The following is a 10,469-nucleotide window of genomic DNA, read 5'->3' as shown; positions in this document are numbered from 1 at the left end:
GGCCGCCGTCGAGCCGGCCACCGTCCTCGGCTCGCTCGTCGGCGCCCTGCACCGGGCGCTGGCCACCCCGTCCGGGTCCGAGCCGACCCCTGTGGGCGCGGCCACGCAGGCGGACGCCGGCCGCTGGCACCGGCGCGCCCTGGCCACCCTGGAGGAGGCGTTCGTGCTCAACCCGGGGATGGAGGGGGAGCGGCTGCGGGCCCGAGCCGAGTCGGCCAGGGCCGCCCTGGCGCCGCTGGCCGGGGTGGCCCCCACGCCGGTCACGCTGGTGCACGGCGACCTGCACGTGGGCCAGGTGCTGCGCCACGACGGGGGCTACGCTGTCACCGACTTCGACGGCAACCCGGTGCTCCCGCCGTCCGAGCGCTCGCTGCCGCAGCCACCCGCCAGGGACGTCGCGGGGATGCTGCGCTCGCTGGACCACGTGGGCCGCGTCGCGAACCGGCGGACGGCTGGGCGACAGGTCGGACCGGTCGACGAGTGGATCGCGGCGACCCGGACCGCCTTCCTGGCGGCCTACGACGGCCCGTTGCTCGACGAGCGGCTGCTGCGGCCGTTCGAGGTCGAGCAGGAGTGCCGCGAGCTGGTGTACGCGGCCCGGCACCTGCCGCGCTGGCGCTACGTGCCGGACGCGGCGCTGGCCGCACTGCTGCCGCTCCCGGGAGGGTGCTGATGGACCCCGCCGGATACCTCGCCGACCTCGAGCGCATCCCGGACACCCTGGCCGCGCTGGCCGACGCGCTGGACGACGGCTTCCTGCCGTTCGAGGCGCCTTCGCACGACCGCGTGCTCCTGCTCGGCATGGGGTCGTCCGCCTACGCGGCCGGGGTCGTGGCCGCGCGGCTGCGGCACGCGGGGGTGGATGCCGTGGCCGAGCTGGCGTCGTCCGATCTGCTGCCGCCGCCGGACCCGCGGACGCTGGTCGTGGCGGTGTCGGCGTCCGGCCGGTCGGCCGAGACGCTGGCCGCCACCGCCCCCCACGCCGGGGTCGCGCCGGTCGTCGCGGTCACCGAGGACCCGGCCGGCCCGCTGGCCGACCTGGCCACCGGGGTGCTGCCCCTGCTGGCCGGCCCGGAGGACGGCGGGGTGGCCTGCCGCTCCTACCGGCACACGCTGGCGGTGCTGCTCGCCCTCGCCGAGCGGCTGGCCCCCGGGGTGGCGCCGGCCCTCACGGCCGGCTGCCGGACGGCGGCGGTGGCCACAGCGCACCTGCTCGACACCCGCGACGGCTGGCTGCCGGGGGTGGCCGACCGGCTGGCCGGGCCGCAGGGGTCCTGGGTGGTCGCCCCGGCCCGCCGGCTGGCCTCGGCCCAGCAGTCCGCACTCATGCTGCGGGAGGGGCCGCGCCGGCCGTCGCACGCCTGCGAGACCGGCGACTGGAGCCACGTCGACGTCTACCTCACCAAGACGCTGGACTACCGGATGCTGCTGCTGCCCGGCTCGGCGTACCAGCCGGAGCTGATGCGCTGGGTGGCCGAGCGCGGCTCGACGGTGGTGGCGGTCGGCGCGGACGTCGAGGGTGCCGCAGCGGCGGTCCGCTACCCGGGGGACGACGTGGACGACGTCCGGCTGCTCACCGAGACGACCGTGGCCGAGCTGGTCGCGGCGCGGTGGTGGGCGGCGTCCTGACTGTGTCCTGACTGCGTCCCGACCGGTCAGTGGCCGAGGAACCGGCCGAACACCTGGGCCCGCCTGGCCGGCCGTCCGGTGCGCGCCTCGGCGCGGTCCGCGCCGGACATGACGCGCAGCCCGGTGTTCACGCCGAGGAAGCGCAGCGGCTCCGGCTCCCACCGGGGGGAGCGGTGGTTCACCCAGGGCAGCCGCAGCAGGTCGGACTCGCCGCGGTCCAGCACCAGGTCGGCCAGCGTCCGGCCAGCCAAGTTCGCCGTGCCCACGCCGTCCCCGACATACCCGCCGGCCCAGCCCAGCCCGGTGGTCCGGTCCAGGCCGACCGAGGCGTACCAGTCGCGCGGCACCCCGAGCGGGCCGCCCCACGTGTGCGTGACGGCGTGGTCGGCCACCACCGGGTACAGCTCGACCAGCACCCGTCGCAGCTCGGCGAACACGGCCGGGTCGCGATCGAACCGCGGCTCGACCGAGGAGCCGAAGTGGTAGGGCGCGCCGCGGCCGCCGAAGGCCAGCCGGTCGTCGGCCGTGCGCTGCCCGTAGATGATCAGGTGCCGGTAGTCGTTGAACGTCTCCCGGGCAGCCAGCCCGATCCGGTCCCACGCAGTCGCCGGCAGCGGCTCGGTGGCCAGCATGAGCGAGTACACCGGCGCCACGGTCCGCTGGTGGCCGGGGAGGCTGGGCGTGTAGCCCTCGGTTGCCCGGATCACGTGCGGCGCCCGGACGTCGCCGTGCGGCGTCCGCGCCACGCCCGGCTCGACGGCCAGCGCCGGGCTGCCCTCGTACAGCCGCACCCCGCGCCGCTCGACGGCGCCGGCCAGGCCGCGCACCAGCCGGGCCGGGTGGATCGCGGCGGTGTGCGGGGTGAACGTCGCGCCCAGGACGTCGGTCGCCCCCGACCGCTCGGCCGCCTCGGCGGCGGTCAGCCAGGCATAGTCCTGCTCGCCGAAGCCCCAGGCCCGGGCCTCGTCGATCTCGGCGGCGGCCCGCTGCACGTGCAGCGGCGTGCGGGCCATCCCGAGGGTTCCGCCCTTGGCCCAGTGGATGTCCATGCCCTCGGCGCCGGCCACCCGGCCGACCTCGTCGACGGTGTCGAACATGGCCCGCTGCAGCCGGATGGCGGCGTCCCTCGACGACCCCCTGGCCACCTTGGCCCAGGACGCCGGGAACAGTGCCGAGCACCAGCCGCCGTTGCGGCCGGAGGCACCGAACCCCGCGGTCTCCTTCTCCAGCACCACGATCCGCAGGGTCGGGTCGGCCACGGACAGGTAGTACGCCGTCCACAGCCCGGTGTAGCCCGCGCCGACGATGATGACGTCGGCGTCGGTCGAGCCGGGCAGCGCCGGACGGACCGGCCCGGCCAGCTCCCCGGGCAGCGTGTCCCACCACAACGACAGCGACCGGTAGGTCACCGCTTCCACCCTTCTACGGAGGCCGGCACGGGCCGGCCGGGCACGAGGTCAGGGGCCGGCACCGGCGCCCCGAACGACTCCAGGATCGGCACGGTGCCGGCCCACACCGGCAGCGCGACGTCTTCGGGCGGGTCGTCCGGCGGCCCGGCGCTGACCTTGACCGAGCACTCGTCCAGCGGCAGCGCCAGCACGGTCGTGGCGGCCAGCTCCTTGCGGGTCGGCGGCCGGACCTCGGCCCAGCGGCCCGGCAGCAGGTGCTCGGTGAGCACTCCCACGGCGGCGGTCTTCGCGGCCCCGCGCAGCACCGTGCACCGGCCCAGCACCATGACGCTGCGGTAGTGCATCGAGGACTCGAACGCCGACCGGGCGACCACCAGGCCGTCCAGCAGGGTCACGGTCAGGCAGGTGGGCGCGCCCGCGGCGAGCCCGCGGAACAGCCGCGAGCCGGTCGATCCGTGCACCAGCACGCGGTCGTCGTCCCGGGCGTAGGCCACCGGGACGACGTAGGGCTGGCCGTCGTCGTCGACCACCGCGAGGTGCGCCACCAGGCCGGCGTCCAGCACCGCGTGCAGGACCGACCGGTCGGGCACCGCCTTGTCCGGGAGCCGTCGCACCGTGGTGCGCGCGGTGGCCCCCGGAGCCGAGGCGGTCAGAGGATCGACCACGCCTCGGTGAGCACGGTGCGCAGGATCTGCTCGATCTCGTCGAACTCCGGCTGGCCGATGATCAGCGGCGGGGCCAGCTGGATCACCGGGTCGCCGCGGTCGTCGGCCCGGCAGTACAGGCCGTGGTCGAACAGCGCCTTGGAGAGGAACCCGCGCAGCAGCCGCTCGGACTCGTCCTCGTTGAAGGTCTCCTTGGTGGCCTTGTCCTTGACCATCTCGATGCCGTAGAAGTACCCGGCCCCCCGGACGTCGCCGACGATCGGCAGGTCGCGCAGCCGGTCGAGGGTGGCCTTGAACGCGGTCTCGTTGGCCAGCACGTGCTGGTTGATGCCCTCGCGCTCGAAGATGTCGAGGTTGGTCAGCGCCACCGCCGCGGACACCGGGTGCCCACCGAAGGTGTAGCCGTGCGCGAAGTAGTTGGAGCCCTTGCGGAACGGCTCGAACAGCCGGTCGCTGGCGATCATCGCGCCGATCGGGGAGTAGCCCGAGGTCATGCCCTTGGCGCAGGTGATGATGTCCGGCGTCACGCCGAATCGCTTGGTGGCGAACATCTCGCCGATCCGGCCGAACGAGGTGATGACCTCGTCGGCGACCATGAGCACGTCGTACCGGTCGCAGATCTCGCGGACCCGCTGCAGGTACCCGGGGGGCGGCGGGAAGCAGCCGCCGGAGTTCTGCACCGGTTCGATGAAGACCGCGGCCACGGTGTCCGGGCCCTCGAACTCGATCGCCTCGGCGATCCGGTCGGCCGCCCAGCGGCCGAACGCCTCCGGGTCGTCGGCGTGCTCCTGGGCCCGGTAGAAGTTGGTGTTCGGCACCTTGATGGCGCCGGGAACGAGCGGCTCGAAGTACTTCTTGGCGTCCGGGATGCCGGTGATCGACAGCGCGCCCTGCGGGGTGCCGTGGTAGGCGATCGACCGGGAGACGACCTTGTGCTTCATCGGCTTGCCGGTCAGCTTGAAGTACTGCTTGGCCAGCTTCCAGGCCGTCTCGACGGCCTCACCGCCACCGGTGGTGAAGAACACCCGGTTGAGGTCGCCCGGGGTGTACGTGGCCAGCCGCTCGGCCAGCTCGATCGCCTTCGGGTGGGCGTAGGACCACAGCGGGAAGTACGCCAGCTCGGAGGCCTGCTTGGCGGCGGCCTCGGCCAGCTCGGTCCGGCCGTGACCCAGCTGGACGACGAACAGCCCGGCCAGCCCGTCGAGGTACCTGCGGCCGGCGTCGTCCCAGATGTAGGCGCCGTCCCCCCGGACGATCACCGGGACGTGGTGTCCGGCGTCGTAGACCGAGTGCCTCGTGAAGTGCATCCACAGGTGCTCGCGGGCGGTCTCGGCGAGGCGGTCGGCCCCGCCCTCGTCGACGTACTGCGGCGTGGTGGTCATCGGGTTCCCCAGGTGTAGGTCTGCTTGTGGAGCTTCAGGTAGACGAAGGTCTCGGTCAGCCGGACGCCGGGGATGCCCCGGATCCGCTGGTTGACCAGGTCGAACAGCCGGGCGTCGTCCTCACACACCAGTTCGGCGAGGAGGTCGTACCGCCCGGCGATGATCACCAGGTAGTCGACCTCCTCCATCGCGGCCAACGTGTCGGCCACGGCCTGGACGTCGCCCTCGACCCGGATGCCCACGAGGGCTTGCCGGGCGAACCCGACGACGAGCGGGTCGGTGACGGCGACGATCTGGATCACGCCGGAGTCGACGAGCCGCTGGACGCGTTGGCGCACGGCCGCCTCGGACAGCCCCACGGCCTTGCCGATGGCGGCGTACGGACGGCGACCATCCTCCTGCAGCTGCTCGATGATCGCCTTGGCGACATGGTCGAGCACGACCCCGTGGCCGTTGCTGCGCTCCCGTCCCGCCATGGACAGCGATACTGCCGCTAGTCGTCGGGAAACACAAGTGATTCCGTTGTCTGCGTATGTTCTATGCACTGATTCCGAGGTCTGGAGGCGTCCACTCTGTCGGTTTCGTGACTTGGGCGCTACGCTCGCGGCAACGCCCGATGCCCGGGTTCCTGCCTCGTTTCCTGGAGACCCTCGTGAGTGACAAGCGTGTCCTGCGCAACTTCGTGAACGGTGAGTCCGTCGACGCCGCCGACGGCGCGACGACCGACCTGGTCAACCCCACCACCGGCGAGGTGTTCGCCACCGCCCCCTTGTCGACGGAGGCGGACGTCGACGCCGCCTACCGGGCAGCCGCGACCGCGTTCGAGGGCTGGCGGGACAGCACGCCGAGCCAGCGGCAGGCCGCGCTGCTGAAGATCGCGGACGTGCTCGAGGCGCACGCCGACGAGCTGGTGTCCCTGGAGAGCGAGAACACCGGCAAGCCGCTCGCCCTGACGATGTCGGAGGAGATCCCTCCGATGATCGACCAGATCCGGTTCTTCGCGGGTGCCGCGCGGGTGCTCGAGGGCCGCGCCGCCGGTGAGTACATGGCCGGCATGACGTCGATGGTCCGGCGCGAGCCGATCGGCGTCGTGGGCCAGGTCACCCCGTGGAACTACCCGATGATGATGGCGGTCTGGAAGTACGCCCCGGCCTTGGCCGCCGGCAACACCGTGGTGCTCAAGCCGAGCGACACCACGCCGGTGTCCACCGTGCGGATGGCCGAGCTGATCGCCGAGTCCGGCGCGCTGCCGCCCGGCGTGTTCAACGTCGTCTGCGGTGACCGGGACACCGGCCGGGCCCTGGTCGACCACCCGATCCCGCAGATGGTGGCCATCACCGGCTCGGTGCGAGCCGGCATGGAGGTCGCCGGCGGCGCCGCCAAGGACGTCAAGCGGGTGCACCTCGAGCTCGGCGGCAAGGCGCCCGTCGTCGTCTTCGACGACGCGGACATCGAGGCGGCGGCCGAGGCGATCGCCATCGCCGGCTACTTCAACGCGGGCCAGGACTGCACCGCGGCCACCCGGGTGCTCGTCTCGCCGGGCGCGTACGACGACTTCGTGGCGGCGCTCACGGCGCAGGCGCGCAACGTCGTCACCACCTACGAGCACGGCCCCGGCCACGAGGACGCGCTGCTGCCCCCGGTGAACAACGCCAACCAGCTGGCCCGGGTGTCGGCGTTCATCGACCGGCTGCCGGGTCACGCGATGATCACCACCGGTGGCGAGCGGATCGGCGACCACGGGTTCTACTTCGCGCCGACCGTGGTCTCCAACCTGCGGCAGGACGACGAGATCATCCAGAACGAGGTCTTCGGACCGGTCATCACCGTGCAGAAGTTCTCCGACGAAGCCGAGGCGCTGGCCTGGGCCAACGGCGTCAACTACGGCCTGGCGTCCTCGGTGTGGACCAAGGACTTCGGCCGGGCCATGCGGATGGCCAAGCGGCTCGACTTCGGATGCGTGTGGATCAACACCCACATCCCGCTCGTCGCCGAGATGCCGCACGGTGGCTTCAAGCACTCCGGGTACGGCAAGGACCTGTCCATGTACGGGTTCGAGGACTACACCCGGATCAAGCACGTCATGGCCAACATCAACAGCTGACCTGCGGCTGCCCCCTAGAAGGGACCCTTCTGAAGGAAGGGTCCCTTCTAAGCGTGTGGCCGCACAAACCGCACCTGCATGAAGGTGCTCAGCGGACCGTGACCGCGACGGTGGGCCAGCCGCTGGCGCCGTCCGGCTCCGGTGGCGACTGTTGCCCGGTCTGCACGTCGCCGGTGCCGTCGACGGCCCGCGCCCACAGAGTGTGGGAGCCCGGGGTCGCGTCCCAGCGGTAGACCCACTGCCGCCAGGTGTCAATGCCCGGGACGGCGGCCAGCCGGGCCGGCTGCCACGGCCCCCCGTCCACCCGGACCTCGACGGCGTCGATGCCGCGGTGCTGCGCCCAGGCGACGCCGGCCACGGCGACGGCGCCGGCGCGCAGCTGCGTGCCGGCGCCTGGGGTGTCGATGCGGGTCATCGTCTTGACCGGGCCGCGAGCCGCCCAGCCGCGGCTGACCCAGTAGGCCGTGGCGGCTGCGAACGTCGTCAGCTCGAGGTCCACGACCCACTTGGTGGCGCTGACGTAGCCGTAGAGACCGGGCACGACCATCCGCACCGGGAAGCCGTGCTCGATCGGCAGCGGCAGGCCGTCCATGCCCACCGCGAGCAGTGCGGCCCGGCCGTCCATGACCGCAGCCGTCGGGGTGCCACAGGTCCAGCCGTCCGCCGACCGGCTCAGCAGCTGGTCGGCGCCGGGGTGGACCCCGGCCTCGTCGAGCAGGTCCTTCAGCCGGGCGCCCAGCCATCGGGCGTTGCCGACATACGGGCCGCCGACCTCGTTGGACACGCAGCACAGCGTCAGGTCGGTCTCGACCAGGGGGCGGGCCAGCAGGTCGGCGTAGGTCAGCTCGATCTCCCGGTCGACCATGCCGTGGACCCGCAGCCGCCAGTCCGCGGCGACCACTCGGGGCACCACGAGCGCGGTGTCGACCCGGTAGAAGTCGTTGACCGGCGTGGTGAACGGCGTGAGCCCCGGCAGGTGCAGGTCGACGCCGGGCGGCAGCGGCGGGACGGGGGTGGCGGGGAGCGGCAGCCGGACCTCGGCCCGGGAGGCGGCCGCGTTCGACCCGCCGGCGAGCAGCCGTGCGGACCCGCCGGCGACCAGGGCTGCGGCACCGAGCCCGGCGCTGCCGAGCAGGAACGCGCGGCGGTCCCACTGCCCGTCAGTGGGGCTGGCGGCTGGGCCGGTCGCCGGACGAACGGCGGGTGACCGCGTCGTCCGCCGTTCCACCAGGAAGCGCAGCCCCCAGGCGGACACCAGCGCCCCGAGCACCGACGGCAGCACCGACAGCCAGGTCGCGTCCGGCCGGCGCACGGCGGCCAGCGCGGCGATCGCGCCGAGGGCGGCGACCGCGTACAGGGCTGCCCGCAGCCGGCTGCGGGCCAGCAACCCGACGGCCGCGGCCAGCCCGCAGAGGACGACGACGATGCCGAGCAGCAGCACCGCCTTGTCTGACGTGCCGAACCAGCGGATCGCGGCGTTCTTCAGCCACAGCGGGGTGGCGTCCACGACGGCGCCGCCGACGGCCACCACGGGCGCGGAGTCCGCACCGGTGACGACGGCGGCCAGCTGGGCGACGCCGAGACCGACCGCCGCAGCGACGACCCCGGTGAGCGTCCAGGCCCAGCGGGGGGCTTGAGGGGGGCTTGGTGGCACCCTGCCATGATGCGCGACATGACCGCCGACCTGCTGTTCCGCAAGGGCATCGTAAGAACTCAGGACGCGGCCCGCCCGGTGGCGCGGGCCCTCGCCGTCCGCGACGGGCGCGTCAGCGGACTGGACGACGAAGCCCTCGCGCAGACGGGCCCGGACACCGTCGAGGTCGACCTCGACGGCGGCGTCCTGCTCCCGTCGTTCGGCGACGGTCACGTGCACCCGCTGTGGGGCGGGGTCGAGCTGACCGAGGCGCCGGTGCGGGACGCCCGGTCGGTCGACGAGGTCGTCGCCGCGGTGCGCCGGTACGCCGCTGAGCACCCCGAGCTGGAGTGGGTCACCGGGGGCTCGTACGACCCGACCCTCGCGCCGGGCGGACTGTTCGACGCCCGCTGGCTGGACGCCGCGGTGCCCGACCGGCCGGTGTACCTCGAGTCCACCGACCACCACAGCGCGTGGGTGAACACGCCGGCGCTGCGGCGCGGCGGGGTCACCGCGGCCACGCCGGACCCCCCGGCCGCGGCCGTGGCCCGCCGGGACGACGGCGAGCCGCTGGGCACCCTCGTGGAGTGGACGGCGATGGAGCTGGTCAAGCGCCTCGTGCCGGTGCCGGACGACCCCACGAAGCGGGCCGGCCTGCAGGCCGCGACCGGGCTGCTGGCCGCGGCCGGCGTCACCTGGGCGCAGGAGGCGGCGCTGGCGCCCTCCGACGTCACGACCTACCTCGCCGCGGCGGACGCGGGTCAGCTCGCCGTCCGGGTGAACATCGCCCTGCGTGCCGAGCCGGGGGAGTGGCCGGCGCAGCTGGCGTGCTTCGCCGCCGCCAGGGCGTCGGCGCAGGGCCATCCGCAGGTGTCCGCCCGGACCGTGAAGTTCTTCGCCGACGGAGTCCTGGAGTTCGGGACCGCGGCGCTGCTCGAGCCGTACGCGAACGCGCCGTACACCTGCGGGCTCCCCGTGTGGTCGCCGCCGGAGCTGGCGCAGGCCATGGCGGCGTTCGACGCGGACGGGTTCCAGGTGCACATCCACGCCATCGGCGACGCCGGCGTCCGCGCGGCCCTCGACGCGGTCGAGCATGCCGAACGGGTCAACGGCCCTCGGGACCGGCGCGCGGTGGTCGCCCACACGCAGGTGGTCGACCCCGCCGACCTGCCCCGGTTCGCCGCGCTGGGGGTGATCGCCAACTTCGAGCCGCTGTGGGCCTGCCTCGACGACTGCCAGCTGGAGCTGACCGCGCCAAGGCTGGGCCCGGAGCGCAGCCTGCTGCAGTACCCGATGCGCGGCCTGGCCGAGGCGGGAGCCACGCTGTCGATGGGCAGCGACTGGCCGGTGTCCTCGCTGCGGCCGCTCGAGGGGCTCGCGGTCGCCGTGTCGCGGCAGAACGCGGCCGGGGAGCCGGCCGACGGCTGGATCCCCGGCCAGCGCCTCGACCCCGCCACGGCGGTGCTGGCCTATACCGCGGGCGTCGCCTACCAGGCGTTCGAGGAGGGCTCCTGGGGACGGCTGGCCGTGGGGATGCGGGCCGACCTGGTGGCGCTTTGCGCGGACCCGTTCACCGCACCCCCCGGTAAGTGGGCGTCCATCCCGGTGCGAGGAACCTGGCTGGCCGGCGTCCGGACGCACGACGGG

The 10,469-nt window shown here is 73.8% G+C and carries 9 protein-coding genes; 4 read left to right on the top strand and 5 right to left on the bottom strand.

Annotated features, from left to right (window positions below; all coding sequences use genetic code 11):
* Nucleotides 1–673, top strand: a 673-nt coding sequence (locus VIM19_01330; protein HEY5183556.1) for a phosphotransferase, incomplete at its 5' end; no start/stop codon positions are given.
* Complete coding sequence (locus VIM19_01325) at nucleotides 673–1,629, top strand: SIS domain-containing protein (protein HEY5183555.1); 957 nt, start codon at nucleotides 673–675, stop codon at nucleotides 1,627–1,629. The genes VIM19_01330 and VIM19_01325, both read left to right, overlap by 1 nt.
* A gap of 26 nt (nucleotides 1,630–1,655) precedes the next feature.
* On the opposite strand, the gene VIM19_01320 is transcribed toward VIM19_01325, so the two are convergent.
* From VIM19_01320 to VIM19_01305, 4 genes are read right to left on the bottom strand one after another with little or no spacing between them, the layout of a single operon-like run.
* Nucleotides 1,656–3,038: an FAD-binding oxidoreductase gene (locus VIM19_01320; GenBank protein ID HEY5183554.1), complete on the bottom strand. Its 1,383-nt coding sequence runs from the start codon at nucleotides 3,036–3,038 to the stop codon at nucleotides 1,656–1,658.
* Nucleotides 3,035–3,703 (bottom strand): pyridoxamine 5'-phosphate oxidase family protein, encoded by a 669-nt coding sequence (locus tag VIM19_01315; protein ID HEY5183553.1) that lies wholly within the window; start codon nucleotides 3,701–3,703, stop codon nucleotides 3,035–3,037. The genes VIM19_01320 and VIM19_01315 overlap by 4 nt, the downstream gene beginning before the upstream one ends.
* Nucleotides 3,688–5,085 carry an aspartate aminotransferase family protein gene (locus VIM19_01310; GenBank protein ID HEY5183552.1) on the bottom strand — a complete coding sequence of 466 codons (1,398 nt, stop codon included), beginning with the start codon at nucleotides 5,083–5,085 and terminating at the stop codon, nucleotides 3,688–3,690. The genes VIM19_01315 and VIM19_01310 overlap by 16 nt, the downstream gene beginning before the upstream one ends.
* Nucleotides 5,082–5,561 carry an Lrp/AsnC family transcriptional regulator gene (locus VIM19_01305; protein ID HEY5183551.1) on the bottom strand — a complete coding sequence of 160 codons (480 nt, stop codon included), beginning with the start codon at nucleotides 5,559–5,561 and terminating at the stop codon, nucleotides 5,082–5,084. Before VIM19_01305 ends, VIM19_01310 begins: the two co-directional genes overlap by 4 nt.
* A gap of 176 nt (nucleotides 5,562–5,737) precedes the next feature.
* Here VIM19_01305 and VIM19_01300 point away from each other — a divergent pair, with 176 nt between their 5' ends.
* On the top strand, nucleotides 5,738–7,189 hold the full coding sequence (locus tag VIM19_01300; protein HEY5183550.1) for a gamma-aminobutyraldehyde dehydrogenase: 1,452 nt from the start codon (nucleotides 5,738–5,740) through the stop codon (nucleotides 7,187–7,189).
* Between the two features lie 88 nt (nucleotides 7,190–7,277).
* Here VIM19_01300 and VIM19_01295 read toward each other — a convergent pair whose 3' ends face one another.
* On the bottom strand, nucleotides 7,278–8,843 hold the full coding sequence (locus tag VIM19_01295) for a molybdopterin-dependent oxidoreductase (protein ID HEY5183549.1): 1,566 nt from the start codon (nucleotides 8,841–8,843) through the stop codon (nucleotides 7,278–7,280).
* Nucleotides 8,844–8,861: 18 nt separating this feature from the next.
* On the opposite strand from VIM19_01295, the gene VIM19_01290 reads away from it, so the two are divergent.
* The coding region (locus VIM19_01290; protein ID HEY5183548.1) for an amidohydrolase at nucleotides 8,862–10,469 on the top strand (1,608 nt) is incomplete at its 3' end.

It is taken from the genome of Actinomycetes bacterium, from assembly GCA_036510875.1.
Taxonomy (GTDB): domain Bacteria; phylum Actinomycetota; class Actinomycetes; order Prado026; family Prado026; genus DATCDE01.
This window is presented reverse-complemented; position numbering and strand designations above follow the sequence as displayed.

What these genes read in the sequence shown, in the direction of transcription:
- VIM19_01325 (HEY5183555.1), top strand. Translation starts at nt 673, where the DNA reads ATGGACCCCGCCGGATACCTCGCCGACCTCGAGCGCATCCCGGACACC.
- VIM19_01310 (HEY5183552.1), bottom strand. Translation starts at nt 5,085, where the DNA reads ATGACCACCACGCCGCAGTACGTCGACGAGGGCGGGGCCGACCGCCTC.
- VIM19_01305 (HEY5183551.1), bottom strand. Translation starts at nt 5,561, where the DNA reads ATGGCGGGACGGGAGCGCAGCAACGGCCACGGGGTCGTGCTCGACCAT.